The 26,372-nt window shown below is 72.2% G+C and carries 24 protein-coding genes and 1 pseudogene; 10 read left to right on the top strand and 15 right to left on the bottom strand.

The window, feature by feature from the left end:
• Positions 1-78: 78 nt before the first annotated feature.
• A complete protein-coding gene (locus tag ABZ354_RS12500) occupies positions 79-1,104 on the bottom strand; it encodes a LacI family DNA-binding transcriptional regulator (RefSeq protein WP_358655793.1) in 1,026 nt (341 codons plus the stop codon).
• Positions 1,105-1,355: 251 nt separating this feature from the next.
• Here ABZ354_RS12500 and ABZ354_RS12495 point away from each other — a divergent pair, with 251 nt between their 5' ends.
• The 5 genes from ABZ354_RS12495 to ABZ354_RS12475 all read left to right on the top strand — a co-directional run bounded on the left by ABZ354_RS12495 (position 1,356) and on the right by ABZ354_RS12475 (position 7,327).
• Positions 1,356-2,861, top strand: coding sequence for an alpha-N-arabinofuranosidase (locus tag ABZ354_RS12495; protein WP_358655791.1), 1,506 nt, complete (start codon positions 1,356-1,358; stop codon positions 2,859-2,861).
• Between the two features lie 121 nt (positions 2,862-2,982).
• Entirely contained in the window at positions 2,983-4,335 is a 1,353-nt protein-coding gene (locus tag ABZ354_RS12490; protein WP_358655789.1) for an ABC transporter substrate-binding protein, read from the top strand.
• Between the two features lie 10 nt (positions 4,336-4,345).
• Positions 4,346-5,311: a sugar ABC transporter permease gene (locus ABZ354_RS12485; protein ID WP_358655787.1), complete on the top strand. Its 966-nt coding sequence runs from the start codon at positions 4,346-4,348 to the stop codon at positions 5,309-5,311.
• Positions 5,308-6,198 carry a carbohydrate ABC transporter permease gene (locus tag ABZ354_RS12480; protein ID WP_358655785.1) on the top strand — a complete coding sequence of 297 codons (891 nt, stop codon included), beginning with the start codon at positions 5,308-5,310 and terminating at the stop codon, positions 6,196-6,198. Before ABZ354_RS12485 ends, ABZ354_RS12480 begins: the two co-directional genes overlap by 4 nt.
• 310 nt (positions 6,199-6,508) lie before the next feature.
• Positions 6,509-7,327, top strand: a complete 819-nt coding sequence (locus ABZ354_RS12475) for an SAM-dependent methyltransferase (RefSeq protein ID WP_358655783.1) — start codon at positions 6,509-6,511, stop codon at positions 7,325-7,327.
• 108 nt (positions 7,328-7,435) lie between these two features.
• Here ABZ354_RS12475 and ABZ354_RS12470 read toward each other — a convergent pair whose 3' ends face one another.
• Positions 7,436-8,359, bottom strand: a complete 924-nt coding sequence (locus ABZ354_RS12470) for a helix-turn-helix transcriptional regulator (protein WP_358655781.1) — start codon at positions 8,357-8,359, stop codon at positions 7,436-7,438.
• Between the two features lie 201 nt (positions 8,360-8,560).
• Positions 8,561-8,788 (bottom strand): DUF397 domain-containing protein, encoded by a 228-nt coding sequence (locus ABZ354_RS12465; protein ID WP_358655779.1) that lies wholly within the window; start codon positions 8,786-8,788, stop codon positions 8,561-8,563.
• Positions 8,789-9,164: 376 nt separating this feature from the next.
• On the opposite strand from ABZ354_RS12465, the gene ABZ354_RS12460 reads away from it, so the two are divergent.
• Positions 9,165-9,569, top strand: coding sequence for an ATP-binding protein (locus ABZ354_RS12460; protein ID WP_358655778.1), 405 nt, complete (start codon positions 9,165-9,167; stop codon positions 9,567-9,569).
• Between the two features lie 28 nt (positions 9,570-9,597).
• Positions 9,598-10,143 (top strand): hypothetical protein, encoded by a 546-nt coding sequence (locus tag ABZ354_RS12455; RefSeq protein WP_358655776.1) that lies wholly within the window; start codon positions 9,598-9,600, stop codon positions 10,141-10,143.
• Positions 10,144-10,576: 433 nt separating this feature from the next.
• Here ABZ354_RS12455 and ABZ354_RS12450 read toward each other — a convergent pair whose 3' ends face one another.
• On the bottom strand, positions 10,577-10,921 hold the full coding sequence (locus ABZ354_RS12450; RefSeq protein WP_358655774.1) for a hypothetical protein: 345 nt from the start codon (positions 10,919-10,921) through the stop codon (positions 10,577-10,579).
• Between the two features lie 246 nt (positions 10,922-11,167).
• Here ABZ354_RS12450 and ABZ354_RS12445 point away from each other — a divergent pair, with 246 nt between their 5' ends.
• The 3 genes and pseudogenes from ABZ354_RS12445 (at position 11,168) to ABZ354_RS12435 (ending at position 12,429) form a co-directional block, all read left to right on the top strand.
• Positions 11,168-11,431, top strand: coding sequence for a DUF5133 domain-containing protein (locus ABZ354_RS12445; RefSeq protein WP_358655772.1), 264 nt, complete (start codon positions 11,168-11,170; stop codon positions 11,429-11,431).
• A gap of 194 nt (positions 11,432-11,625) precedes the next feature.
• Positions 11,626-12,086, top strand: a pseudogene (locus tag ABZ354_RS12440) (hypothetical protein).
• Positions 12,087-12,216: 130 nt separating this feature from the next.
• On the top strand, positions 12,217-12,429 hold the full coding sequence (locus tag ABZ354_RS12435; RefSeq protein WP_358655770.1) for a hypothetical protein: 213 nt from the start codon (positions 12,217-12,219) through the stop codon (positions 12,427-12,429).
• A 141-nt stretch (positions 12,430-12,570) separates the two neighbouring features.
• Here ABZ354_RS12435 and tgmB read toward each other — a convergent pair whose 3' ends face one another.
• The 11 genes from tgmB to ABZ354_RS12380 all read right to left on the bottom strand — a co-directional run bounded on the left by tgmB (position 12,571) and on the right by ABZ354_RS12380 (position 26,119).
• On the bottom strand, positions 12,571-13,548 hold the full coding sequence (tgmB, locus tag ABZ354_RS12430; RefSeq protein ID WP_358655768.1) for an ATP-grasp ribosomal peptide maturase: 978 nt from the start codon (positions 13,546-13,548) through the stop codon (positions 12,571-12,573).
• A gap of 17 nt (positions 13,549-13,565) precedes the next feature.
• Positions 13,566-13,757 (bottom strand): putative ATP-grasp-modified RiPP, encoded by a 192-nt coding sequence (tgmA, locus tag ABZ354_RS12425; protein WP_358655766.1) that lies wholly within the window; start codon positions 13,755-13,757, stop codon positions 13,566-13,568.
• A 159-nt stretch (positions 13,758-13,916) separates the two neighbouring features.
• Positions 13,917-14,171 carry a hypothetical protein gene (locus tag ABZ354_RS12420; RefSeq protein ID WP_358655764.1) on the bottom strand — a complete coding sequence of 85 codons (255 nt, stop codon included), beginning with the start codon at positions 14,169-14,171 and terminating at the stop codon, positions 13,917-13,919.
• A 131-nt stretch (positions 14,172-14,302) separates the two neighbouring features.
• Positions 14,303-16,531 (bottom strand): xanthine dehydrogenase family protein molybdopterin-binding subunit, encoded by a 2,229-nt coding sequence (locus tag ABZ354_RS12415; RefSeq protein WP_358655762.1) that lies wholly within the window; start codon positions 16,529-16,531, stop codon positions 14,303-14,305.
• A gap of 56 nt (positions 16,532-16,587) precedes the next feature.
• Entirely contained in the window at positions 16,588-17,580 is a 993-nt protein-coding gene (locus ABZ354_RS12410; protein WP_358655760.1) for a xanthine dehydrogenase family protein subunit M, read from the bottom strand.
• A complete protein-coding gene (locus tag ABZ354_RS12405) occupies positions 17,577-18,200 on the bottom strand; it encodes a 2Fe-2S iron-sulfur cluster-binding protein (RefSeq protein ID WP_358655759.1) in 624 nt (207 codons plus the stop codon). Before ABZ354_RS12405 ends, ABZ354_RS12410 begins: the two co-directional genes overlap by 4 nt.
• Positions 18,201-18,325: 125 nt before the next feature.
• Positions 18,326-19,522 carry a hypothetical protein gene (locus ABZ354_RS12400; protein ID WP_358655757.1) on the bottom strand — a complete coding sequence of 399 codons (1,197 nt, stop codon included), beginning with the start codon at positions 19,520-19,522 and terminating at the stop codon, positions 18,326-18,328.
• Between the two features lie 504 nt (positions 19,523-20,026).
• Positions 20,027-20,530 (bottom strand): lamin tail domain-containing protein, encoded by a 504-nt coding sequence (locus tag ABZ354_RS12395; RefSeq protein ID WP_358655755.1) that lies wholly within the window; start codon positions 20,528-20,530, stop codon positions 20,027-20,029.
• Positions 20,531-20,767: 237 nt separating this feature from the next.
• The gene (locus ABZ354_RS12390) at positions 20,768-22,132 is read right to left on the bottom strand and encodes an FAD-dependent oxidoreductase (protein WP_358655753.1); all 1,365 of its coding nucleotides are present in this window, start codon (positions 22,130-22,132) and stop codon (positions 20,768-20,770) included.
• Positions 22,133-22,236: 104 nt separating this feature from the next.
• Complete coding sequence (locus tag ABZ354_RS12385) at positions 22,237-25,074, bottom strand: SpoIIE family protein phosphatase (RefSeq protein ID WP_358655751.1); 2,838 nt, start codon at positions 25,072-25,074, stop codon at positions 22,237-22,239.
• A 319-nt stretch (positions 25,075-25,393) separates the two neighbouring features.
• The gene (locus tag ABZ354_RS12380) at positions 25,394-26,119 is read right to left on the bottom strand and encodes a lipoprotein (protein ID WP_358655749.1); all 726 of its coding nucleotides are present in this window, start codon (positions 26,117-26,119) and stop codon (positions 25,394-25,396) included.
• Between the last annotated feature and the right edge of the window lie 253 nt (positions 26,120-26,372).

Genomic DNA, 26,372 nt, shown 5'->3' with positions numbered 1-26,372 from the left:
GCCTTTCCCCCGCACGAGCGGTAACCGATCATCGGCACAGGCCGGTGCCTGCCTCCGCGATGATCGTACGGGCCGGTGTCACGCCACCCCCGTGCTCTCCCGCACGATCAGCCGGTAGTCCGCCGCCACCTCCCGGGCGCCGGGCAGACGGCGGCCCTGGCGGCGGGAGCCGTTTATCTGCGCGTCCAGCATCTCGACGGCGACCCGGGCGATCTGCGCCTTGTCGGGGGAGACCGTGGTGAGCGTGGGCGTGCTGTAGCGGCCGTCCTCGATGTCGTCGAAGCCCGCCACCACCACGTCCCGCGGCACCCGCAGACCGGACGACAGCGCCGTACGCAGCGCACCGAGGGCCAGCAGGTCGTTGCAGCAGAACACGGCCTGCGGCGGCTCGGGCAGCTCCAGCAGCCGCCCCATCAGACGGGCGCCGTCGGCACGGTGGTAGGACGGGGTCGCCGGGACCAGGCGCTCGTCGTAGGCGATGCCCGCCGTGCGCAGCGCCTCGCGGTAGCCGGCGAGCCGCAGGTGGGCGGTGTTGGCGCTGGGGTTCTCCTGGCGGCCTATGGCGGCGATCCGGGTGTGCCCGAGCGCGATCAGATGCTCGGTGACCTCGCGGGCGGCGCGCTGGTTGTCGATGGCGACGTGATGGGTCGGCCCGTCCAGCACCCGCTCGCCCAGGAGCACCAGCGCGGTGGTGTCCGTGCGGGCCGACAGTTCCTCGCGGCCCACCGCGATCGGGCTGAAGATCAGCCCGTCGATACGCTGCTCGCGCACCCCGTCCAGGACCTCGCGCTCGCGTTCGGGCCGCCCGTCGGTCTGCTCGATGAGCACGGTCCAGCCCCGCTGCGACGCCGCCTCGATCACGAACCGGGTCAGCTCGGCGAAGTAGGGGGCGTCCAGCTCGGGAAGGGCCAGGGCGATCACGCCCGTGCGGCCCTGGCGCAGGTTGCGGGCGGACAGGTTGGGCCGGTAGTCCAGCTCCGCCAGTGCCCGCTCCACCTTCTCGCGCGTCGCCGGCGAGACGTACGTATAGCCGTTGACAACGTTGGACACCGTCTTCACGGACACCCCGGCCAGCGCCGCGACGTCCTTGAGACTCGCCCCCACCTGATCACCTCCACCGCACCCGCGGGTGCTCCCGCCCCCTGGCGCGTCTCACCGTCGCACACGGGGTTCCCGTGCCGAGCACCGCCCCTGGGCCCGAGGGGTCCGGGGCCGGGGCGGTCTCGAAAATATTTCGGCAGAACCTTGCCGTAGGTATTTACCACGCTGTTTCAACGATGTAATCGTACTGCCTACCGCGCCGGGCTCCCGAGCCCCGCGGCTGCCCGTTGCACCAAATCAGGGAGTCACGCTTCATGACCACCGCCCGCCTCACCGTGGATCCGGCCTTCCGTACGGGGTCCGTCGACAGACGACTGTTCGGCTCGTTCGTCGAGCACATGGGCAGGTGTGTCTACACCGGCATCTACGAACCGGGCCACCCCGCGGCCGACGAGGACGGCTTCCGTACCGACGTGCTGGACCTGGTGCGCGAGCTCGGCGTCACCACGGTGCGCTACCCCGGCGGCAACTTCGTCTCCAACCACCGCTGGGAGGACGGCGTCGGCCCGCGCGAGGAGCGCCCGCGCCGCCTGGACCTGGCCTGGCGCAGCATCGAGTCCAACGCGTTCGGGCTCAACGAGTTCATGACCTGGGCCGGCAAGGCGGGCGTGGAGCCCATGATGGCGCTCAACCTCGGCACCCGCGGCACCGCCGAGGCCCTCGACCTGCTCGAGTACGCCAACTACCCGTCCGGCACGACCATGTCCGACCTGCGTCGTTCGCACGGCGTTGAGCAGCCGCACGACGTGCGCATGTGGTGCCTGGGCAACGAGCTCGACGGGCCCTGGCAGATGGGCCACAAGACGGCCCACGAGTACGGGCGCATCGCCGCCGAGACGGCCCGCGCCATGAAGCGGTTCGACCCGACGCTGGAACTGGTCGCGTGCGGCAGCTCCAACGCGTACATCGACACCTTCGCCTCCTGGGAGGCGACCGTGCTGGAGCACACCTACGAGTTCGTCGACTACGTGTCCCTGCACGCCTACTACGACCCGACCGGCGACGACGTCGACTCCTTCCTGGCCAGCGGCGCCGAGATGGACCGGATGATCTCCGCGATCACCGCGACCGCCGACCACATCGGCGCCAAGGTGCGCAGCGACAAGAAGATCAAGCTGTCGTTCGACGAGTGGAACGTCTGGCGCCAGAGCCGTTTCGGCGGCGAGACCTCCCTCGACTGGCGCCCGGCCCCCGAACTCATCGAGGACGTCTACGACGTCACGGACGCCGTCGTCGTCGGCAGCCTCCTCGTCACGCTGCTGCGCCACGCCGACCGGGTGGGCGCTGCCTGCCAGGCACAACTCGCCAACGTGATCGCGCCCATCCTGACCAGCCCCGAGGGCCCCGCCTGGCGCCAGACGATCTTCCACCCGTTCGCGCTGACGGCCCGGCACGCCCGCGGCACCGTGCTGCGCGTCGACCCCGAGTCGCCCGTCGTCGACACCGCCAAGTACGGCGAGGTGCCCGCACTGTGGGCGACCGCCACCCACGACGAGGAGACCGGCGACGTCGTCCTGTTCGCCGTCAACCGGGGCCGCGACGAGCCGCTGAGCCTCACCGCCGACGTACGGGCCTTCCCCGGCGCCCGCGTCGTGGAGCACGTGGTGCTGCACGACGAGGACACCGCCGCCGTCAACACCGCCGAGCAGCCCGACCGTGTCCGGCCCCGCCAGGTGGACGGAACCAAGCCCGAGGACGGCGCGCTCACCGTGGAACTGCCGCCCGTGTCCTGGAGCATGATCCGGCTCGCCACCCGCTGATCGCCCCCGCCGCACACGACCGGCTGATCACCTCCGCCGACCACCATCCGCTGATCACCTCCCGCCGATCCCCGACCCCAACGCACCCGGGCCCCCGCGGCCCACTCCCGAGGAGCACAACATGCGCACCACCGCCATCCCCACCTCCCCGCTCTCCCGCAGAACTCTGCTGGGTGCCTCGGCCGCAGCCGCGGCGGGACTCCTCACGGCGTGCAGCGGCGGCACCAAGATCGGCTCGGACGAGGGCGGCTCCGACTCGGCGCCCACCTTCAGCGGCGGCGAGTACAAGGGTCCCAAGGTGACCCTGGAGTACTGGAACGGCTTCACCGGCGGCGACGGCCCGCACATGCAGGCGATGCTCCGCGACTTCAACAAGCGCTACAAGGGCCGGATCGAGGTCAAGAACACCACCCGCCAGTGGGCCGACCTGTACCCGGCGCTGCCCACCGCCATCGCCGCCGGTAAGGGTCCGGACGTCGCGGTCATCCACAACGACCAGATCGCCACCTTCGCCGCCCGCCGCACCCTCATCCCGCTGGACGACGTCGTCGAGGCGCTGGAGCTGACCGAGTCGGACTTCATCCCCGCGGTCTGGCAGGCCGGCGTGTACGACGGCAAGCGCTACAGCGTCCCGCTCGACGTGCACTGCCTCGCCGACTACTGGAACGCCAAGCACCTGAAGAAGGCCGGCCTGGACGAGGCCCCGGCCGACCGCAAGGGCTTCGAGAGCGCCCTGGGAGCCATCAAGGACGCGGGCGTCGCCCACCCGTTCTGGATGCCCAACAAGTGGCCGGCCCACCTGATGTTCATGACCCTGCTGTGGCAGTTCGGCGGCGACCTGTACAACACCGAGGGCACCAAGGCGCTGTGGGGATCCGACTCCGGCGAGGAGGCCCTCGCCTGGATGGTGGAGCAGATCCGCAAGGGCCACAGCCCCGCCCAGGTCGCCCAGGACGCCCAGTACAACGCCTTCAAGAACAACAAGGTCAGCTTCACCTGGGACGGCATCTGGCAGATCAACGACCTCAAGGAGACCGCGAAGAGCGTGCCGTGGCAGATGTCGAAGGTGCCCGTCATCGGCGGCACCGACGCGGTGTGGACGGCCAGCCACAACTTCGTGCTCACCTCCCAGGCCGGCCGTGACAAGAACAAGGTGCAGGCCGCCAAGTTCTTCATCGACGAGATGAGCGCCGCGTCCACCGAGTGGGCCAAGGCCGGCATGATCCCCGCCCGCAACAGCGTGCGCGCGCAGGCCGAGGTGACGAAGCTGCCGCAGACCGCGCTCGCCAAGGACGTCGACGTGTTCCGGTTCCTGCCCGCCGTGCCCGGCCTCGGCGACGTACAGACCAAGGCCCTCGAACTGGCCGTTCAGGAGGCCGTCCTCGGCAAGAAGTCCCCGGCCAAGGCCCTGGCAGACGGCGTACGGACCGCTGACAAGGTCCTCGCCGAGAACAAGCAGAAGTACGCGAAGTGAGGCCCCTCCCATGGTGCAGCCGCTGACCACGCGGCCGTCCGCCACCCGGGCCGGCAAGGCCCGGGACGGCGAATCGCCCCGGGCCACCGCCCGTTACCGGTGGTGGACCCCGTACGTTTTCATGGCACCGTATCTGGTGCTGTTCCTCACCTTCGTCGTGGCTCCGATCGGGTACGGGCTGTGGATCAGCCTGCACTCCTGGGACATCAACGTGCCCACGAAGCCGTTCGTCGGACTGGACAACTACCACGAGCTGTTCGACCCCGATTCCGTGGACGGCCCGCGCTTCTGGCAGTCGATGCGCGCCACCGGCATCTTCACGGCGCTCTCCCTGCCGTTCCTGATCGTCGTGCCGCTGTTCGTCGCCCTGCTGATGAACGGCAGGTTCCGCGGCCGGAACCTGTACCGGGCGGTCTACTTCGCCCCGTACGTCCTCGGCGTGGCCGTCATCGGCCTGCTCTGGCGGTTCCTGCTGGACGGCAACATCGGCATGGTCAACCACTACCTCGGTGTGCTCGGACTGCCCGACGACATCCAGTGGACCACCGACACCCCGGCCGCCTGGTGGGCTCTCGTCCTCGTCACCGTGTGGTGGACCCTCGGCTTCAACGCCGTCATCTACCTCGCCGGACTCCAGGACATCCCCGCGGAGCTGTACGAGTCGGCGCGCGTCGACGGCGCGAACGCCTGGCAGCGCTTCGTGTACGTCACCCTGCCGGGCCTGAGGCCCGTGGCGCTGTTCGTGGTCAACTCGACGCTGCTCGCCTCGGCCAACATGTTCGGCCAGTCGTACCTCATCACCGCGGGCGCGCCTGCCGACGAGACCAAGACGGCGATCTACATGATCGCCGAGACCGGACTGCGCCGCTTCGAGATGGGGTCCGCGTCGGCGATGAGCTTCGTGCTCGCGCTGGCGCTCATGGCCGCCAGCGCGCTCGTGTTCCGCATCTTCCGCGAGCGGCAGGAGGACCGATGACCGTCACCAAGACCCTGCCCGACACCGACACCGATACCGAGCGGGCGACCGCCGTGACCGCGCGGCGACGGCTGCGGCGCTCCCTGCTGCATCTGATCCTCGCCGTGGTGGCGGCCCTGTACCTCAGTCCGCTGCTGTACATGCTGGTCACCTCCTTCAAGAACAGCCCCGACGCGGGCGCCACGGACCCGCAGTGGATCCCGTCGCCCGCGACGCTCGACGCGTACCGCAGCGTGCTCGGCGCGTCCGACAGCCCGGTGCTGCGCTGGCTGCTCAACAGCCTCCTCGCCGCGACGGCCCACACCCTGCTGGTGCTGGTCACGGCGACCCCGGCCGCGTACGCCCTGGCGCGCATGCGGTTCCGGGGCCGTACCGCCATCTTCACGGCGGTCGTCGCCACGCTGTTCGTGCCGCCGATGGTGCTGCTGATCCCCAACTTCCTCATCGTGAACGAGCTGGCCTGGGTCGACAGCCTGCCCGCCGTGATCGTGCCGGGAGCGGCCAGCGCGTTCGGCGTGTTCTTCCTCCGGCAGTTCTTCCTGACACTGCCGGGCGAACTGGAGGAGGCCGCGGAGATCGACGGCTGCAACCGCTGGCAGATCTTCGTGAGAGTGGTGCTCCCGCTCACCCGGCCGGCCCTGGCCACCCTCGGCCTGCTCGCGTTCCTCGCCAACTGGAACGACTTCCTGTGGCCGTTGTACGTGCTGATCAGCCCCGATTCGCTGACCCTGCCGGCGGGCCTGGCGAACTTCCAGAACGCCAACAACATCCACTACGACCTGCTGATGGCCGGCGCGGTCATCGCCAGCGTCCCGGTGCTCCTGCTGTACATCGTCGCGCAGCGCTGGGTCATCGAGGGGGTGTCGCGGTCCGGCCTCAAGGGCTGAGCCGCCGGGTCCGGACGTCCGGCGCCGGGCACCGCGCGGCGAGTGCCGGGCCCCCGGACGCCGGGCGCCGAGCGCCTGGTGCGGGACGGCCGCGGGGACCGGCGATACCGCCGGTCCCCGCGGCCCTGCCGCGACGAACTGCCCGCGGCGCCGGGCACCGGGGACCGCCGAAGTCCGGCGGACGAGCCCCGGACCCTCCCGGACCGGCGGAGATCTGGCACGTGTGTGCTGGTTTCGCTGAACGGTGCCTACCCACGATGTACTCTCAGTGAGGCCAGCGCAGTTGGCGCTTTGTGATGCTGGGGGAACGATGGAACCGGGTAAGCAGCTGTCCACCGAGATCAACGCCGAGGTGCCGACAGCCGCTCGCATGTACGACTTCTACCTGGGCGGCAAGGACAACTACGCCGCCGACCGGGCAGCCGTGGCGGAGCTCGACAAGGTCGTCCCGAGCACCCGCCAACTCGCCCTGAACAACCGGCGCTTCCTCCAGAGGGCCGTCAAGGTTATAGCCGCCGAGTACGGCGTACGTCAGTTCCTCGACCACGGATCCGGCCTGCCCACGCAGAACAACGTCCACCAGGTCGCCCAGAGCATCGCCCCCGACTCCCGGGTGGTCTACGTCGACAACGACCCGATGGTCCTGGTCCACGGCCGCGCCCTGCTCGACCAGAACGACCGCACCGCCGTCATCCACGCGGACCTGCGCCGGACCGACGAGATCTTCGCGCACCACGACACCCGGCGCCTGATCGACTTCTCCGAGCCGGTCGCCGTGCTGTTCAACTCCGTCTTCCACTGCATCCCGGACGATGACACCGACGGCCCGCTCGCGGTGGCCCGCCGGGTCCGCGAGCGTCTGGCCCCCGGCAGCATCATGGTCATGTGCCAGCTGGTCAGCGAGGACCCGAAGGTCCGTCAGTTCGTCACGGACTTCATGGACCAGGCGACGCAGGGGCACTGGGGCCGGGTCCGCGAGAAGAAGGACGTCGCCGAGTTCTTCGAGGGCCTGGAGATCCTCGACCCTGGCCTGGTGGAGGTCTCCACCTGGCGCCCCGACACCGAGGTTGCCCCCCGGCAGCCCACCCAGGAATGGATCGAGTTCGGCGGCATGGGCCTGCTCCGCTAGCTGCCGGAGGGACTCCCGGCCGTACGAACACCAAAAAGGGCCGCCGACACCGGCGGCCCTTCACTCATGCTCGGACGGACTGCGTACGCCCCACCGGGCACCCGGCGGTCACGGCTTGGCGCCGTACCGCTGCTCCATCGTCTGCCGCAGCAGTTCGATCGTCTCGCGCGGCTGGAGAGCCTCGTCAGCGAGGCGGTCCAGCGCGAGCCGGTACTCCTCCGTCTCGTCCCTGTCCTCGAGGAAGTTGGCGCTGCGGATGTGCTCCAGATACACCACGTCCGGCAGGTCGAAGCCGCCGAAGCGCAGATAGGTGATCGGGATCGCGGGCGCCGACGCGTTCGTCACCGAGAGCGGCACGACCTGAAGCGTCACATGAGGCCGCTGCGCCATCTTGACCAGATGGTCGAGCTGCTCCCGCATGACCTCGGGGCTGCCCAGCACCCGCCACAGAACGGACTCGTCGATCACCGCCCACAACTGCGGGGCGTCCTCGCGCGACAACAACTGCGCCCGCCGCATCCGCAGTTCGACGCGGCGCTGTACCTCATTCTCGGGCGCGTTCGGCAAACCGCGCTGCACGACCGCGCGGGTGTAGTCGGCCGTCTGCAGCAGACCGGGAACGTACTGGATCTCGAACGTACGGATCGTGGCGGCGGCCTCCTGAAGGCCGACCAGGCGGTCGAACCACTCCGGCATGATCCGCTTGTCGTACCGCTGCCACCAACCCGGTTCGCCCGCGCGACGGAGGATTTTCAGCAACAGCGAACTCTGGTAGGCGTCGGTGCCGTAGAGATTCAGCAGGGCGCGGACGTCGGCCTCGGTCGGAGGCTTGCGGCCCTTGCCCGCCTCGATGCGAGACAGCTTGGCCGGGCTGAACCCGACCTCACGCGCCGCCTGTTCCTGGGAGAGTCCCGCGTCCTCGCGGAAACCCGTCAATTGCACCCCGACCAGCATCTTCAGCAGCGTCGGGGCCGGTTCGGAGTTGTCCAGGTACGGTTCGAGACGGGAGGTGCGCTGTGAATCGGCGGACATCCTGGGCTCCCCAACTGACCGACAGAATTGATGATTACACTATCTCACCGGTCCTGACGTCGCCGCATCTTGACGAGTGCGTCACGCAAAGTAACCCAATCGCTGTCGGCTTCTGCGCGTTTATGTCCGTAGCGCGTCCGACGTGCCCTCGTCGGCGGCGGAACGGGTGGCCGGATACCGCCCCGCGGGGACCCCTTCTCCTCACAGCAAGTGGTCGAATTCGCCGTCCTTCGCCCCGGCGACGAAAGCGGCCACCTCGGCGCTCGTGTAGACGAGCGCGGGCCCGTCGGGATCGCGGGAATTGCGCACGGCGACACCGCCGTCCACCAGCGCCACCTCGACGCAGTTGCCCTCGGCGTTGCTGTGGCGGCTCTTGACCCAGCAGGCGTCCAGTGAGCTCGCCCGCACTCCGTTCTGTACTGGTGGCACCGCTATCTCCTTGGTGTTCGCGTTCCGCGCCGTCCGGTGTGCCGGCCGTCGCGAAGGGAGGGACCGCACGGTCGTCGACCCTGACTGCTCCCGATCGATTTTCGCGCAATTTCTCGTGCAATTGCACGCGAGCGCCATCGGCGTGGATAATAGCTCTGGCGTCAACCCCCCCTGGTGGCGCTTGATCCTGACGTCGCATCAGGGAGATGTTGTGTCGTTACCTGCGCATCCTGAGCTCCGCCTTCCCAGTCAGCCCCTGCAATGGGGGGCCGGCCTGGTGGGCCCGACGCGCGGGCTGCCGAGCGACGTTCTCCCGGTCGGCGAGCGACGAGCGTGGCGTTCGGCGGCCGTGACCCACCGTCCGACGCCGGTCGAGATGCGAATCGGCTGCACCGGCGAGGATCTCGCCCTGGCCCGCCGCTTCACGCGCGACACCCTGCGCCAGTGGGGGCTGGACCACTGCACGGACGACGCGGTCCTGGTCCTCACCGAGCTCGCGTCCAACGCCGTCTCCCACGCGGTCCCGAGAGCCGCCGGGCGTGAGCAGGACGTCCGGCTCGGACTCAGAGTCGACCCGAGGCACCTGACCCTCTCCGTCTCCGACCCCGCCGACGCCCCGCCCGTGTGCCGGCCGGCCGGCGGCTGGGCCCTCGAGGAGCGCGGCCGCGGGCTGCGTCTCGTCGACGCTCTGTCCGACGAGTGGGGCTGGAGCCCGCGGGACCCGGCGGGCAAGACCGTCTGGGCCAAGCTGCCGACAGGACCGAACGTCCCTCCCCTCTGACACGACTGCCGCGGAAAGGCCTCACGCCATGCGCACCGCTCCGACGCACCAGACGAGCAACCCGCGCACTGCTCGCGAGACGCTCACCACCGAGAAGACCGGTACCGGCCCGCTCGCTGCCCTGGACCAGGTGCCCTGGCACCAGATCCAGGACTCGACGGGCTCCGCGGCGGCGATTCCCGGGCTGCTCGTCCACCTCGCCTCGGAGGACGCCGAGACCGCCCGGACCGCACTGGGGGAGTTGCGGAAACGCATCTGTCAGTACGGCTTCGTCGTGGAGCAGGCGACCGCGGCCACCGTCCCCTTCCTCTGGGAGCTCGCCCAGGTACCCCGGGTGACCTGCCGTCCGCAGATCATCCAGCTGTTGAAGAACATCGCGGACGCGCGGCAGTGGGAGAGCATCGCCACCGCCTACCCCAAACTGCTCAACCACCGTGAGAACCCCGTCGTGTGGGAGCAGAAGGCCCGGCAGGCCGTCCGTTCCAGGCGCGGCGCCCTCGAGCATCTGATGGACGAGAACGACACCGAGATCGCCCGGGCCACCACGGAGTTGGCCCGAGCTCTCGAGGACTGAGGCCGTCCCTCCTCGTGCAACGGGGGTGAGGAGGGGCGGCCTCGCCCCAGCTCCCCGCGCCACGCCCCGGACGGCGTTATGTGTTTCTCACCACCTGCGCGGTGGACGTCGGCCGTGGGTGTCAACGCCCGGGGCGCATCACCGCCCCTGGCGTCGTCGCTGGGCAAACCACGCGACCGCCGTTACCGCGATGAGCGTCCGATACACACGCTCGCCCCTCTGTTGCGTGCCGACCGCCCGCGCCCACCTGCGGCGGTCGGCGTCGTCATGCTGAAGCACAGTCCGGTCCACGGTGCGCGACGCCGAAGGGCGCCCCTGGTGAGGGGGGACGGCCGGAGCCAGGAGATCGGCACCTGTGAGGACGCCTGCGCCGCGGCGGGGCACACGCGTGCCTGCGCCGCGGGCGGGTCCTGCCGGGCGACGGTACGAGGCCTCAGGCGGCGCTGTTGCGGGCGCGGTGGGCGCAGGCCGCGTCGTGGTCGGTGCCCAGGCTCGTCCACCAGCGGTCGCAGCAGGCGGCGCCGAGCTCCCCGCGCACGATCGTGTCCACGAGCCGCTCTCCGTGCCGGCGCGGCCGGGCGGTCAGCTCGGTGAGGGCCCGGCGCAGGTCGCCGATCACGCTCTCGCGGACGACGGCGACGGTGGGGACCGCGCCGGCCGCCGTGAAGAGGAGCCCTGCCCACAGCGGGCCGTACCGGTACTGGAGGACCGCGGTCCAGATAAGCAGTCCGCTGGTGAGGACGTACAGGATGGACAGGAAGCGGCTGGAGCGGTTCATCGGGTCGTACACCGTTTCGGGGTGAGGGAACGTGCCCTCTGCTCAACTCCTCAGCGGCGTCCGGGAAGCGGGTGGTGGGGTGCGATTTCTCTGCCGCCATGGAGCAGGGACCGAGCTTGGTCGTGCTTCGGTCATATCCGTGCAGACGGCGACAGGTTTCCGTCAATCCTTAGCACTTGCGCATGAGTGGTGAATGGTTTCGGCCCAATCGGGCATACGCAGCGAAAATCGAGAGAGGGGCGCTTCGTGCTCGTACCGGACCCGAAGGTCGTGAGGACGTTGCTGACGCGGTACGCGTCGCTGCAGATCGCTCAGGCGGAGCGGGCACAGCCGGCGGCGGCGCGTGAACTGGCGGACGTCAGCTACACGCTGTGCGTGATGATGGGAACCACCGATGTTCACGAGGCGATCGAGACGGCGGACGCCCTGCTGATGGGCAAGGGGCCCGTGACTCCCGAGTCGTCGGCCTCGGCGGCGGACGGCGAGAGCGGACTGTCGCTGGCCGTGTGAGCCAGGCCCGTTGGCCCGCCCCTCGGGTCACCCCGGGACCGGATCCCGGGGTGACCCGAGGGGCGGCGCCTTGTGTCCCGCCGAGCGCGCGGTCCCGCGCGGAGGGCCGCGCGACAGGCGTACGGCGTCGTCCCCACCGCCCACGACTCCCGACCGCACCCGCCTCCGGAGCCCCGCACGACGACGAAGTCCCGCTGTCCCTGCACGTCCTGGCCGCGATCGCGGCCGCCGGCCCCGTCGCCGTCACGGCCGTCAGGTTCCCGCCCGCGGCCCGCCGCGCCGCCCCCCGTGGGCGACGGGGAGACGCGGGAGCGGCGGCTGTCGGCACGGTCCGGCTGCTGCACCGCATCGGCCGCTTCCACGCCCGTCTCAGCGTCGCCGTGCCGGTCCTGGGCCTCGCGACCGCGGCCGCGACGGGCGTTCTCGGCGACGGCCGGCCCGTCACGTCCATCACCCTGACCACGGTGGCCGCGGGCATTCTGATCGCGTTCGTCCTGCCCGGGCAGGAGGAAGTCCTGGGGCAACTGGACGGTCGGCGGGTGGTGGAGCGTGCCGACACCGTCGACCGGCGATGTTCACCGGTGTGTCCAACATCGCGTGGGCCGCTGTGACGGTGCTCATGATGGTGCGGCCCGGCTCCATGACAGGGGCCTGACCAGGCCTTGAGCCCTGTTCCCCGTGGCGTCAAGACCTCCCGGGAAATCACGCCACGACGTGTCCGGACGCATACACTCGGCTGTTGTTGCCCATCACACGGGCAGACGACAGGAAAGGCGCGTTGACGGGTGTACCAGGATTCCCCGATTTATGACCGACTCGTCGCGGAATGCGGCGATGTACCGGCGCAGGTGCGCCGAGAGGCCGAGCGAGTGAGCAGGGAACTGGAGCTGGTCATGCGCCCGCTGCTCGGTTCCGGCCACGTACCGGGCGCCCCGCAGGCACCGGGCAACCCGGGCGCGGGCTGGCAGCGTTCGGCCCTCCTGCCCGGGCAGCGCTGACCCGGCGGCACGAGGAAGGGGCACGAGAAAGCGGGACGCCGCCCCCACGGCGCCCGCCCACCGGCTCCCCCGCTGACATCCCCCGGGCGTATCCGCCCGCAGGCTCCGGCCCACCAGCAGTCGTACAGCCCGGACGGTCGCTCAGCGCGCCGTGCAGTCCCGCCCGTTGACGTGCGCGGACTCCTGCGGGGCCGTGCGGGACAGCCACTCGGCGATGGTGCGGGCGATCGGCTGGGCCGTCTCCACCTCCACGAAGCCGAACTGGCCGGACTGGTTGCACTCCAGGAACCACCACGTGCCGTCGGCGTCCTCGGCGAAGTCGAAGGCACCGTAGGACAGTTGCACCTCTCTCATATACGCGCGGACCGACTTGGCCAGGCGCGGCGGGACCTCGGCCGGCAGCCACGGTGACGTCGGGGGAGCGAACCGCACATCGATCTCCCGGGCGTTGGGATCGGCGGTCCTGCGGGCCGCCAGCAGCCGCTCGCCCACCACGGTCAGGCGGACGTCGGCCCGTTTCGCGACCCGCCGTTGCAGCAGTGTCGGACCGTAGGCGACGGCGGAGAAATCCGCGTCCGGCGCGACCCGGCTGGTCGGCACGGCCTGCGGCGGGTCCTTCGGATGCGCCCCGGAGACGGGCTTGACGACCAGGTCCGGGAAACGCTCGGCGAACTCCTCGGCGGCGCGCGGGAACGTCGTGATCAGTGTGGCCGGCACGGGCAGCCCGCAGCGCTGGGCGACACGGAGCTGCCACGGCTTGTACCGGGCGCGTCTGGCCGCGTCCGGGTGGTTCATCCACCGCGCGTCCGACCCGCGGAGCATCCCGTACAACGCCTGGGAGGTCTCCTCGGACAGCCACGCGGAGGGGTTTACGGCGCGGGCGGCCGGGGTGCCGGGTCTGCGCACCCAGACCGACCGCAGTCCCTCTATTCCCACCAGCCGCCCACCGGACGACAGATGACCCTGGAAGGAGCCGTGAACGTATTCGCCGGAGAGCGCGACGCCGCCGGGCAGGTCGGCGGGATCGAGGCGGACCACCGGAACCCCCGAGGCGTTCAGGTGGACGACCACCATGTCGGCGGTCACGTCCTCTTCACAAGTCAGGATCAACACGGTCATCGTCGTCCGGTCCGCGTTCAGTCGTCGAAGTGTGTCTTCGAGCCCGCGGTGGAGGTCGTGGTGGCCAACTCCTTCAGCAGGGCGTGGTCGCAGGCGGCCACACGGCCGTCAAGAAGCACGTTCAACTGTCGTCCCGAGTCATAGACGTACGGCACGTTGGCCTCCAACTGGGCTGCCGGACGGGCGTAGTTGAGCGCGAACGGTTGCATCGCCTCTCCCTGGGTCGGTGCTTCCCCGGTCAGGCGACGGCACCGTTGACGCCGCCTGGTCCGCTTCTTCCTTGGACTTCCAGTCACTTATACGAATCGAACGGGCGAATGGTTTCCTCACGCTCCGTAGGAGCCGCAGAGTTCAACCTCGTGGCCCCGTCAGGTATCAGACCCGCGCGGGCGGCGCGGAGCGAGGAAGGGCACGCCGATGTCGTCCGGGTACACGTGATCGGGCAACAGGTCGGGCGGCAGTGCGACATGCGCCGTGCTACCCCGCAGGATCCGGCCGGGGTCCGCGCAAAGAGCGACGCGTCGCAGGTCACGACGGGTGCGCCCCCGTCGGGCGAGCTCCACGACCGCCGGGGCGAGCGTCGCCGCGGCGGCAGCGGCGGGCAGGGCCGTCGTCGCGTCCACGCCTCCCCCTTCCCCTGTCCCCGAGTGCCATCGTCCCGCATGTCCTCGTAGAGGATTCCCTGCGGCGACAGGTGTATGACGCCTGGCACCCAGTGTCTTCAAGGTCTCACGTGCGGGAGGTCAGGGCTCCGTCACCGTGTGCGTTCGCCGTCCCGCAGGCCGGTGAGTACCCGGTCGGGCGTCAGGGGCAGCTCGCGGAAGCGCACACCGGTGGCGTGGTGCACGGCGTTGCCGATCGCGGCGGCCGTGCCGACGATGCCGATCTCGCCGATGCCCTTGCTGCCCATCGGGTTCAGATGCGGATCGTCCTCGTCGATCCAGTGGGCCTCGATGTCGGGCACGTCGGTGTGCACCGGCACGTGATAGGCGGCGAGGTCCCGCTCGGCGAAGTCACCGAACGCGGGGTCCACGGTGCTGTGCTCGGTGAGCGCCATCCCGAGGCCCATGGTCATGCCACCGACGAACTGGGAGCGGGCGGTGCGGGCGTTGAGGATGCGACCGGCGGCGTACACGCCCAGCAGCCGGCGGGTGCGGACCTCTCCGGTGACCGTGTCGACGGTGACCTCCGCGAAGTGCGCCCCGAAGGCGTGCCGGGACCACGGGCTGTCGGCGCCGGCCCGGCCGCCCGTGTCGGCACGCCCGGTCAGCCCGTCCTCGGGCAGCGGCCCCTGGTGGTCGGCCAGGCGTGCGGCCAGCCGGGCGCAGGCGTCGTGCACGGCCCACCCCCAGGAGGCGGTGCCGGACGAGCCACCCGCCAGCGGTGCCGACGGCAGGTCCGTGCTGCCCACCTCGGCCGTGACCCGGTCCAGGGGCACCCCGAGCGTGTCGGCCGCGATCTGCGCGAGGACCGTACGGGCGCCGGTGCCGATGTCGGTGGCGTTGGTGCGCACCGCGAAGGTGCCGTCCGGCAGCGCCTGCGCGGTCGCCGTGGAGGGCGCGACGAGCACGGGATAGGTCGCGGCGGCCACGCCCGAACCGATCAGCAGCGGGCCCGCGGTGCGCGAACGCGGCCGGGGGTCGCGCGCCGCCCAGTCGAAGCGCCGGGCGCCCTCGCGCAGGCACTCCACGAGATGCCGGCTGCTGAACGGCTTGCCGCTGTCGGGCTCGGTGCCGGGCTCGTTGACGATCCGCAGTCCGACCGGGTCCATGCCCAGTTCGGCGGCCAGCTCGTCCATCGCGGACTCCAGGGCGTACATGCCGGGGGCCTCGCCGGGCGCGCGCATCCACGACGGGGTCGGCACGTCGAGCGGTGCCACGCGGTGGACGGTGCGGCTGTGCGGGGCGGCATACATGACGCGGCCCGGGACAGCGGCCTGCTCCACGAACTCCTTGACGCGGGAGGTGTGCGTGGTGACCTCGTGCACGAGACAGGTCAGTCGGCCGTCGCGACCGGCGCCCAGACGTACCCGGTGCAGCGTGGGCGCCCGGTGTCCGACGACGGTGGGCAGATACCGCCGGGGCAGGGCGAGGGTGACGGCGCGGCCGGTGTGCCGGGCGGCCAGCGCGGCGAGCACCACGTCGGGGCGGGGCGTCCCCTTGGAGCCGAAGCCGCCCCCGACGTGCTCCGCGACGACGCGGACCCGCTCCTCGGGCAGGGCGAACATCCCGGCCAGCACGGCCCGTACGGGGGCCGAACCCTGACTCGAGGTGTGCACCGTGAGCCGGTCGCCGTCCCAGCGGGCCGTGCTCGTGTGCGGTTCCATGGGGTGGTTGTGCAGCGGCGGAACCCGGTAGCCGACGTCCACCCGCACCGCACTCGCGGCCAGGCCCGCCTCCGGGTCGCCGTGCTCACGGACGGCCGGGTAACCGCCGTTGGCCTTCTCTGGCACGTACGCCGCGGGGTGCGACGGGGTGAGCGTGACGTCGGCTTCCTCGGCGGCGTAGTCCACGCGCACGGCGGCGGCCCCCGCACGTGCGGCCTCCGGGCTCTCCGCGACCACCAGGGCCACGAACCAGCCCCAATGCGGAACCCGCGGGTCCTGCAGCACCCCGAGGGTCGGGTCGTCGGGTGCGGTGAGGCGAGGCGCGTTCTCGTGGGTGAGCACGGCGAGTACGCCGTCCAGCGCGAGCGCGGCCGACGCGTCGACGCCGGTCACCCGGCCGCGGGCGATCGTCGCCGGGACGGGCCAGGCGTGCGCGAGGCCGGGGGAGAGGAACTCGGCGGCGTACCGCGCGGCGCCGGTGACCTTCTCCCGGCCCTCCCGGCGCTCGGCGGAGGAGCCGAGGGCGGGGGCGGGGCCGGTGGTGGGCTGCGGGGCGGCACCGGTGACCCGAGCCCCGGCCGGGGTGGCGGCGGTCCGGGAGCCGGAGCCGATGCGTGAGCTCCGACCTGTGGTGACGGCGTCTACGGCGTCGGTCATGGTGGCAGCCTCCTGTGGAGTGCTGTGAAGTGCTGTGGAGTGCTCGGGAGCGAGGTTCAGGACCGGGCGGGCGCGGCGAGCCGGGTCAGGACGTCCAGGGCGATGCCGCGCGCCAGCGGCACCTTGTAGGCGTTGTCCCGCAGGGGCCGCGCGGCGGAGAGCTCCACATCCACGGCGTGCTCGAAGGCCGCCTCGGTGGGCGCGGCGCCCCGCAGAGCCTCCTCGGCGCGGCGTGCCCGCCAGGGCCGGTGGGCCAGCGCGCCGAACGCGATCCCGGCGTGGGCGACGACACCGTCCTGGACGCGCAGCACGGCGGCGACGGACGCCAGCGCGAAGGCGTACGACGCCCGGTCGCGCGCCTTGCGGTACAGGGACGGCAGCCCGGCGGTCGCGGCGGGCAGGACGACGGCGGTGACGAGCTCCCCGGGCCGCAGCTCGGTGTCCCGCTCGGGCCGGTCGCCCGGCAGCCGGTGGAAGCCCGCGGCGGGCAGGCTGCGCGCGCCGTCGGGGCCGTACAGCTCCACCTCGGCGTCCAGCGCGGCCAGCGCCACGGCCATGTCCGAGGGGTGCGTGGCGATGCAGTGCGCGGAGTGCCCGAGCACCGCGTGGTCCCGGTGGACGCCGTCCAGCGCGCCGCAGCCACTGCCCGGCTCGCGCTTGTTGCAGGGCTTGGCGGTGTCCTGGAAGTAGGGGCACCGGGTGCGCTGGAGGAGGTTGCCGCCCGTGGTGGCGGTGTTCCGCAGCTGCCCCGAGGCGCCCGCGAGCAGCGCCTGCGACAGGGCCGGGTACCGCTCCCGGACGGCGGGGTGGGCGGCCAGGTCGCTGTTGCGGACCGTCGCCCCGACGCGCAGCCCGCCGCCGGGCAGCTCCTCCACCGTGTCCAGCGGAAGCCGGGTGACGTCCACGAGCGCGGCGGGTTCCTCCACGCCGAGCTTCATCAGGTCGACGAGGTTCGTGCCGCCGCCGAGGTAGTGGGCGCCCGGCCGGGCGGCGTAGGCGGCGGTGGCTCGGGTCACGGTGTCGGCGCGTACGTAGTCGAAGGGTTTCACCGGATCACGTCCTCCACGGCGTCGGCGATGCGCGGGTAGGCGCCACACCGGCACAGGTTGCCGCTCAGCCGTTCCCGGATCTCCTCCCGGTCCAGCGGCACGGGCCCACCGGCGGGTGCCGCCGGGTCGGTGACGCGCGAGGGGTGGCCCGCCGCGGCCTCGGCGAGCGCTCCGACGGCGGAGCAGAGCTGGCCGGGCGTGCAGTACCCGCACTGGAACGCGTCACGGTCCAGGAAGGCCCGCTGCAGCGGATGCAGCTGCCGTTCACCGTCACCCGCGAGTCCTTCGACGGTCGTGACCTCGCAGCCGTCCAGCGCGACCGCGAGCAGCAGGCAGCTGTTGACGCGCCGACCGTCGACGAGCACGGTGCAGGCACCGCACTGCCCGTGGTCGCAGCCCCTCTTCGCGCCGGTCAGGCCGAGATCCTCCCGCAGGACGTCCAGCAGGACACGGCGGTTGTCGACGGTGAGGGGGTGGGGCGTGCCGTTGACCCGGAGCGTGGTGTCCGAGTGCTGCGGGGACGGGGGGCCCGGGTGGGGCGGGTGTGCGGGGTCCGGGCGGCGCGGGGGCGGGGGAGCGGTGCCGCCGGGCCCGCTGGCGTCGTGGTGCGGGCTGCCCATGGCGGAGGACCTTCCGGGAGGGACGGCGTACTGCCTGTCCGCACCGCGTATCCAGGTCGCGGCGGGCGACACATCGGCCGCACCCGGTCGGCCGGTGTCTCCGCCGCCTGCGCCGCCCGGGCGGCCTACCGGGGGTCCTGCTCGACCACGTTCCCGGTGCCCGGTGCGGCGGGGTGCCGGCCCTTGGCCTTGAAGCGTTCCAGCGTCCGGGTCAGATGCCGCAGCGGCGACGCCGGGGCGGGGAAGGGCACGGGGAGGGAGCCTGGACGGGATGTGCCGAGGGCGTCGGGGCCGCTGCCCGCGTCGTGCGCCTCGCGCAGCGCGGCCAGTGCCTCGCCGGCCGCTTCGGCCGCCTCCCGGTACAGGTCGCGGGACTTCGTCATCGCCTCGAGCGCCTCGGCGTACATCGTGACCAGGCGCCGCTCCCGCGCGAGCTGTTCCTCCAGGGTCAGCAGGTGCCACTGCTCGCGCAGCGCCGTGAGCGCCCGGTCGGCGTCCTCGGGCAGCTCCCGGTCCAGGGCGGCGTACGCGGTCACCGCGGCCACGAGCTCGGCCGGCGCGGAGCCGTCCAGGAAGACCGCGCGCACGGAGAAGGCCCCGGCGCGGTACCCGGCGGGGGCCGGGCTGCCGGGCAGGACGAGCGCGCCGCCGCGCGGCACCTCCACGTCCAGCGTGCGCAGCGCCCAGTTGACGACCCGCAGCTGCTGCGGGGCCGCCCGGTGCTCCACCACGCGGTGCCGCAGCCCGGGCGGCAGATGCCGGGTGAGGGGGACCCGCCCGCGCTCGTCGGGCGTGTGCGCCTCGTGCACGACTACGTGCACGCCCCAGGCGCTGCGTCCCGCGTCGCGCAGCAGGCGGCGTACGGCCCTGTCGTCGTCGGGGAGGGGGTTGAGGTCCCTGACGCGCAGGCCCGTGGTGGTGTCGTGGTCCCAGGGGCTGTCCGGGGTGTCGGGCCAGAACATGGTGGCGGGTGAGGGCCAGTTCTCGTCCCAGTGGCGCTCGGCCTCTGCGACCAGCAGCCACTCCTGCGCGCCCTCGGCCGCGGGCGCCAGTTCCAGCCGGGCGCGGACCGGGACCGTCGCCGGTTCGGAGCCGTCCACCCGCCATCGGGCCTCGAACACGCGGCGCCGGCCGGTGCCGTCCGCACCGCCCTCCGCGGTGACGTCCGTGCCGGTCACTTCGAGGTAGTCGTCGAGGACCCGGCTGTCCTTGAGCCGTTCCAGGGTGCCGAGGACGACGTCTGCCGCGTCGGACCCGGCATGACGGCAACGGGCCGTCCACAGGGTGGGAGGGATGGGGCGGGCGGTTCGGGAAGTCGGCATGGATCCATCTGGAGGCAGGGACTGGTGCGACTGCCCAGTATCGCCGCCGTCACGGGGGGAAGATCGGGCGGGGTGTCCGGATCCGGGATGGTTCCGGCGGGCGTCCGGTCGCGCGTCCCGGTCGCGCCGCCGGTCGGGGCGGGGCGTGGGCGCCCTTCAGTGATGTCCGGCGTGCCGGCCCTCAGGTGCCTCGCCGTCACCCGGACGAGGGGTGCGGGGTGGGCGCGGGGCCGAGACCGGGGCCGTCCGGTGCGGGGCGGCGCGCTCGGGGTGCGCGGCGTCCGCACGTACCGGCCCCCGTTCACCCGTCGACCGGCCGCGGGCGGGGTCACGGCAATGGGGCGGTCGGCGGGGCCCGTTCACCATCCGCACCGGAACGGGCCCCGCTCGCGTGCCACCGGTGGACCGCGACCTCACAGGCCACCGACGGGACGCGACGGTGACCTCGCTGCTCACGGGTCACCGCCACCGGCACAGGTCACCGAGGGAGGGCGACCCGGTCGGTCACCGGTGGTAGGTGATGTAGCCGTTGTTGTCCGAGTCGGAGCCGCTCTTGGTGTAGGAGTGCACGTCGGCACGGCTGCCGGTCGGCTTGTACAGGTAGATCGTGTCCTTGTCGTTGTTCCACATGAAGTTGCAGTTGTCGCGGTAGACGACGTTGCCCGCGTCGGAGTCCGAGCCGTGGCCGCCGCGCAGCTTCACGTAGTCGCCGGGCTGGAGGTAGTGGTTCGCCGTGAAGGCGAAGCGGTTGCCGGCGGCGTCCTTGACCACGTAGCCCCTGAGGTTGACGGTCTTCGACGACGAGTAGTTCTTGACCGTCAGGTACTCCTCGTCGGTGTTGCCCGAGGAGCAGCTGTTGGAGTCGCGGCCCGGCGCGTCGTACTGGACGCCGCGGACCTTCAGCGCGGAGTCGTACTCGGTGGCGTGTGCCGGGACGGCGGCCAGCGTGGTCAGTGAGCCCGCGACGGCGACCGTGGCGAACATGGCGGTGGACATGCGTCTGCGCATGAAAACAAACCCCCCTGGTGTGCAGGTTCAGTGAAGAGCTGGAGCGTATACGGTGCGTGGTCGGTCGGCAACACTGGGGTGCGGGCATGGACGGGCGAGGGCGGCACCAGGAGGCGAGCGACGTCGGAGGGGCCCGCGGAGACGCGGGGAGGGCGGGGAGGAACGCGGAAGGGCCCGGAGGTGTCCGCCTCCGGGCCCTTCCGCGTCGACATGTGCGTGGCTGCGCGAACTTGGCGGTTACGCGCCGCTCTCCCGCAGCATGTCCTCGCGCTCGACGATCTTCACGCGCTCACGGCCCTGCGGTTCGCCCAGTGCCTTCTCGGCGGCGTCCAGCCGGTACCAGCCGTCCCACGTCGTGAAGCGCACCTCGTGCTCGGCGAGGAACGCGTCCACGGCCTCCGGCTCGGGCGCGGCGGGCGCGTGCAGCCGGCCGTTCGCGAAGTCGGCCAGCAGGTTCGCCACCGTCTCGTTGGCGTCCCCCTTGGTGTGACCGATCAGGCCCACCGGACCGCGCCGGACCCAGCCGGTGACGTACGTCGACTGGACGTGCTCACCGCTCTCCGTCACGACCCGGCCGCCCAGGTCCGGAACGGTGCCGGACTCGAGATCCCAGGGCAGCTTGGGCAGCTTGTCGGACAGGTAGCCGACCGCGCGGTAGACCGCGGCGACGTCCCAGTCGGTGAACTCGCCCGTGCCGCGCACGTTCCCGGTGCCGTCCAGTTCCGTGCGCTCGGTGCGCAGGCCGACGACGCGGCCGTCCTCGCCGAGGATCTCCGTGGGCGATTCGAAGAAGTGCAGGTACAGCTTGTGCGGCCGGTCGCCGGTGTCGCGGATCGCCCAGTTCTCCAGGGTCTTGGCGACCATGTCGGCCTGCTTGTTGCCGCGCCGCGTCGCGATCGAGCCGTCGTCGTAGTCGATGTCCTCGGGGTCGACGATCACCTCGATGGTGGGAGAGTGGTCCAGCTCCCGCAGTTCCATCGGGCTGAACTTCGCCTGGGCCGGGCCGCGCCGGCCGAACACGTGGATCTCCCGCGCCCTGTTGGCCTTCAGGCCCTCGTGGACGTTGGGCGGGATCTCCGTCGCCAGCAACTCGTCCGCCGTCTTGGCGAGGATGCGCGCCACGTCCAGGGCGACGTTCCCGACGCCGAGGACCGCGACCTTCTCCGCCTCCAGCGGCCACGTGCGCGGCACGTCCGGATGCCCGTCGTACCAGGAGACGAAGTCCGCGGCGCCGTAGGAACCGTCCAGGTCGATGCCGGGGACCGGCAGCGCCCGGTCCGCGGTCGCGCCCGTCGCGAAGATCACGCCGTCGTAGAACGCGCGCAGGTCGTCCAGGCCGATGTCGGACGGGTAGTCCACGTTGCCGAACAGGCGGATCTGCGGCTTGTCGAGCACCTGGTGCAGGGCCGTGACGATGCCCTTGATCCGCGGATGGTCCGGAGCCACGCCGTAACGGATCAGCCCGAACGGGGCGGGCATGCGCTCGAAGATGTCGATGGACACGCCGGGTTCGGAGGCGACGTCGGACTTGAGCAACGCGTCGGCGGCGTAGATCCCGGCCGGGCCGGATCCGACGATGGCTACCCGCAGCGGGCGGGACATGATCAGGTTCCCTTCGAGCGATGGCAAGCGACTCGATGGGAAGCCTAAGCTGAGGCAACCCTAAGTTGGTACGCGGGTCCGGCCTATGGGCCCATAAGGCGCGCTTATGGCAGGTCGACGTCGACGTCGAACCGGGGGAGCGTCGGCTCCACACCGGGCCCGGGCAGCAACTGCTGCGCCCAGATGACCTTGCCGTCCGGCGTGTACCGCGTGCCCCAGCGCTCCGCGAGCTGCGCCACCAGGAAGAGCCCGCGCCCGCCCTCGTCGGTCATCGCCGCGTAGCGCAGGTGCGGGGAGGTGCTGCTGCCGTCGAACACCTCGCAGATCAGGTTCCGCCCGCGCAGCACCCGCACCTGGACCGGTGCGCCGCCGTACCGGATCGCGTTGGTGACCAGCTCGCTCAGGATCAGCTCCGTGGTGAAGGCCAGCTCGTCGAGACCCCACTCCGACAGCCGCCTGCTCACCGCCGCCCGCACCTCGCCGACCGCCGCCGGGTCCGGACGCACCGGCCACTGCGCGATCCGGTCCGGGCCCAGCGCCCGGGTCCGCGCCACCAGCAGCGCGATGTCGTCCGTCGAGCGGGCCGGCACCGGCACCCGGGCGTCCAGCACGGCCCGGCAGGTCTCCTCCGGCGACGGACCCGCCCCCTCGAGCGCTGTGCGCAGCATCCCGAGACCCACGTCGATGTCCCGCGTACGGTCCTCCACCAGCCCGTCCGTGTACAGCACGAGCCTGCTGCCCTCCGCCAAATCCAGCTCCGCCGTCTCGAACGGCAGCCCGCCGAGCCCGAGCGGCGGGCCGGCCGGCACCTCCGGGAACTCCACGCGGCCGTCCGGGTGCACCAGGGCGGGCGGCGGATGCCCGGCACGGGCCACCGTGCAGCGCCGCGACACCGGGTCGTACACCGCGTACAGGCAGGTCGCACCCGTGACCGGCGCCGTGCTGCCCTCGGCCGTCGCATACGCCGTCTGCGCCTGGGCCGGTGTCTCGTCCTGGTCGATGCGCCCGACCAGCTCGTCGAGAAGGGTGAGCAGTTCGTCGGGCGGCAGGTCGAGCGAGGAGAAGTTGTGCACCGCCGTACGCAGCCGGCCCATCGTGGCAGCCGCGTGCAGGCCGTGCCCCACCACATCACCCACCACCAGCGCCACCCGGGCCCCCGACAGCGGCAGTACGTCGAACCAGTCGCCGCCGACCCCGGCCTGCGCCGGCTGATAGCGGTAGGCGACGTCGAGCGCGTCCTGCTCGGGCAGCCGCCGGGGCAGCAGGCTCTGCTGGAGCGTGACCGCCATGCTGTGCTCGCGCGTGTAGCGCCGCGCGTTGTCGATGGACACCGCCGCGCGGGCGACGAGTTCCTCCGCGAGTGCCACCTCGTCCTCGTCGAACGGCTCGGGCTTCTCCGACCGCCAGAAGCTCACCACGCCCAGCACCAGCGCACCGGCCCGCAACGGCACCGTGATCAGCGAGTGGATGCCGAACCCGACGATCTGCGCGGCGCGCTCGACGTCCTGCGCACGCCAGCCCGGCGCCCGGCTCAGGTCCGGCTCCAGCAGCGTCCGCCCGCTGCGCAGACAGCGGCTCTGCGGCGACGACTCCACGAACCGGATGCGCATGCCCACGCCGTACAGCGGGACCTCCTCGCGGACCCCGGCCAGGGCCGTACGGCGCAGCACCGCCGCCGCGTCGGGCTGGCCGCCGCCGAGCACCGGGTCGAACAGGTCCACCGTGAGGAAGTCCGCGAAGCGCGGCACGGCCAGCTCCGCCAGCTCCTCGGCCGTGCGGGTGACGTCCAGGCTGGTCCCGATGCCCACGCCCGCCTCGTACAGCATGTCCAGGCGCTCCCGCGTCACCTCGGCACGGCCGGACAGGGCCCGCAGCTCCGTGGAGTCGCGCAGGGTGGCGACGCTGCCCGGCGGGCCCCCGCCGCGGTCCGTGGGCCGCTGGTTGATGGCCAGCAGCCGGTCCTTGACCCGGTGCACCTCGTCCGTGGCGACCCGCCCGGAAGCCAGCAGGTCGGCGGTGCCCGGTTCGAGGGAGAGGGCCAGTACGTGCCGGCCCTCGGCGTCCTCGGGCAGGCCGAGCAGCCGGCGCGCCTCGTCGTTGGCGAGCAGGAGCGTGCCGCTGCCGCCGACGATCAGCACGCCCTCCTTGACGGCGTGCAGCACGGCGTCGTGGTGCTCGTACATCCGGGTCATCTCGTGCGGGCCCAGGCCACGCGTCTGGCGCAGCAGCCGCCGTCTCACCAGGGCGGCGCCCGCTGTCGCCAGGGCCAGCGCCCCGCCGGCCGTGGCCAGCACCAGCGGCAGCTGACGCGCGGTGGCGCCGCCGACGTGCGCGGTCGTGATGCCCGCCGAGACCAGGCCGACGACCCGCCCGTCGGAGTCCTCGACCGGAACCACCGCCTGCACCAGCGGGCCGATCGTGCCCCGGACCTCCTCGATCACGCTCCGCCCCGCGAGGGCCGGGCCGAGGGTCCCCACGAACTTCTTGCCGATGCGGTCCGGCTTGGGATGGGTGTAGCGGATGCCGTCGGTGTTCATGACGACGATGAAGTCGACCTCGGCCCGCTTGCGGGCCGCCTCCGCGCGGGGCTGCAGTACGGCCGTGGGACGGGGGGAGTCCAGCGCCTCACGGATGCCCGGCGCGTTGGCGAACGTCTCGGCGACGGCCAGCGAACGGCTGCGGGCCTCGTCGTCGCTGTCGTGCCGCACCTGCAGCACCAGCGCCGCGACCGCGGACAGCACCAGGAGCAGCACGATCACCACGACCAGCAGGAACACCTGCCCGGCGACACTGCGCCGGCCCAGCGCCGTCCGCAGCCCGGCGGCACGCAGCAGGCGGGGCCACTTCCCGTCCTGCCGCTGCCGGTCGGGCTCCCGGTCCGGCGCGGGGCCGCCGGGGCGCCGGGTCGACCGGGTCCCGGAGCGACCCATCAGTCGGACCATGTGCTCATGTCTACACTGCACGGCCCCGGGAGGCGAGGGACGTCCTACGGGGTGACGGGCACGGCCCTCCACCGAGAGCCGTACGGGCCGCCCACGCGACGGTGAGCGGGCGGGCGGGGGCGCCCCGGCCGCTCGTCGAGTCGTACGGGGCCATTACGCCCTGCCGGGTGAACGCGACCGGAGCGTGCCACGCGCCGAGTCCCGGGGCGCCGCGGCCGGCGCGCCGAGTCCCGGGCGCCGAGTCCCGGGCGCCGCGCCGCGGCCGGTGCGCCGAGGACGGGCCGGGCTCGGAAGCGCGGCCGGCGGGCGGCCGGCCCCGTCAGGACAGGCGCAGCGTGCGCTTGGCGAGTTCGTACGCGGGGAGCATCGCCTCGTGCTCCGCGCCGTCCATGCCGCCGAGGTGCAGGACGACCGGACCGTCGGGCGTCTCGACGGCGAGCGCGCGCTCCGTCTTCGTCTCGCCGAGGAGCTTGCTCGTGCAGAGGTACGTCACCTCCGCACCCTCGAGCCCGCCACCGGCCAGGGCCCGGTACTTCGCCCTGCTCGCACCGTCCTCCGCGGCGACGAAGTCCTCCAGTACGGAGCGGGCGTCGCCGCCGGTGTCCGGCTCGCCGGTCCATACGCGCAGGAACCCGATGTGCCCCGCCGGCTTGGCGTCGATCTCGCACGCGGCCGTGACCGGACCCTGGTGCAGGAGCGAGTCGGCGATCTCCTGGGCCAGTTCGTCATCGGCCCCCGATCCGTCGCCGTCGCCGTCGCCGTCGCCGTGGCCCGAGGTGTCGGAGCTTGCGGAGCCGCCCGGCACGCCGTCCACGGCCTCGGCCGTCCAGTCCGCCGCCGTGTCGAAGACCACCGGCAGCTCGCACGCCGAGCCCGCGGCACCGATCCGGCCGCCGCTCCTGGCTACCCCGTTGCCGCGGTCCGGCGCCGGCTTCGCGTCCGAGGACCGCTTCGCGTCCGGCCCGGCGCCGCCACCCGAACAACCCGCCAGAACCCCCACCAGCAGCGCCGCGCAAACAGCAGCCGCGCGTCCTTCGTTCCCCACCCCTGCATCCCCTCCCACCTGGAGCGGAACACTGTAGCCGCGGCGTCGGGCGCCCCCTCTGCGGCCGAGGCGTCGGCAGGCCCGGTCCGCGTCGGCCGCGGGCACTCCGCGCGCCTCGGGCAGGGGACGTACACCGGACCTATCCCTTCGGGGCCCGCGGTGGAAGAGGTCCGCGCCGGTTCGGGGGACGCCTGAACACAGCGCTCCCGGCATGCGTATGGGGCGGGGGCACCTTTCGGCCCACCCCCCACCG

Source organism: Streptomyces sp. NPDC005925, assembly GCF_040638805.1.
Lineage (GTDB): Bacteria > Actinomycetota > Actinomycetes > Streptomycetales > Streptomycetaceae > Streptomyces.
Note: the sequence above shows the minus strand (reverse complement) of the source record. Positions and strands in the feature narration are given on the sequence as shown.

Coding starts and splice junctions, on each gene's coding strand:
- ABZ354_RS12495 (WP_358655791.1), top strand. CDS start 1,356: ATGACCACCGCCCGCCTCACCGTGGATCCGGCCTTCCGTACGGGGTCC.
- ABZ354_RS12490 (WP_358655789.1), top strand. CDS start 2,983: ATGCGCACCACCGCCATCCCCACCTCCCCGCTCTCCCGCAGAACTCTG.
- ABZ354_RS12485 (WP_358655787.1), top strand. CDS start 4,346: ATGGTGCAGCCGCTGACCACGCGGCCGTCCGCCACCCGGGCCGGCAAG.
- ABZ354_RS12480 (WP_358655785.1), top strand. CDS start 5,308: ATGACCGTCACCAAGACCCTGCCCGACACCGACACCGATACCGAGCGG.
- ABZ354_RS12475 (WP_358655783.1), top strand. CDS start 6,509: ATGGAACCGGGTAAGCAGCTGTCCACCGAGATCAACGCCGAGGTGCCG.
- ABZ354_RS12470 (WP_358655781.1), bottom strand. CDS start 8,359: ATGTCCGCCGATTCACAGCGCACCTCCCGTCTCGAACCGTACCTGGAC.
- ABZ354_RS12460 (WP_358655778.1), top strand. CDS start 9,165: ATGCGAATCGGCTGCACCGGCGAGGATCTCGCCCTGGCCCGCCGCTTC.
- ABZ354_RS12455 (WP_358655776.1), top strand. CDS start 9,598: ATGCGCACCGCTCCGACGCACCAGACGAGCAACCCGCGCACTGCTCGC.
- ABZ354_RS12450 (WP_358655774.1), bottom strand. CDS start 10,921: ATGAACCGCTCCAGCCGCTTCCTGTCCATCCTGTACGTCCTCACCAGC.
- tgmB (WP_358655768.1), bottom strand. CDS start 13,548: ATGACCGTGTTGATCCTGACTTGTGAAGAGGACGTGACCGCCGACATG.
- tgmA (WP_358655766.1), bottom strand. CDS start 13,757: ATGCAACCGTTCGCGCTCAACTACGCCCGTCCGGCAGCCCAGTTGGAG.
- ABZ354_RS12415 (WP_358655762.1), bottom strand. CDS start 16,531: ATGACCGACGCCGTAGACGCCGTCACCACAGGTCGGAGCTCACGCATC.
- ABZ354_RS12405 (WP_358655759.1), bottom strand. CDS start 18,200: ATGGGCAGCCCGCACCACGACGCCAGCGGGCCCGGCGGCACCGCTCCC.
- ABZ354_RS12400 (WP_358655757.1), bottom strand. CDS start 19,522: ATGCCGACTTCCCGAACCGCCCGCCCCATCCCTCCCACCCTGTGGACG.
- ABZ354_RS12395 (WP_358655755.1), bottom strand. CDS start 20,530: ATGCGCAGACGCATGTCCACCGCCATGTTCGCCACGGTCGCCGTCGCG.
- ABZ354_RS12390 (WP_358655753.1), bottom strand. CDS start 22,132: ATGTCCCGCCCGCTGCGGGTAGCCATCGTCGGATCCGGCCCGGCCGGG.
- ABZ354_RS12385 (WP_358655751.1), bottom strand. CDS start 25,074: ATGGTCCGACTGATGGGTCGCTCCGGGACCCGGTCGACCCGGCGCCCC.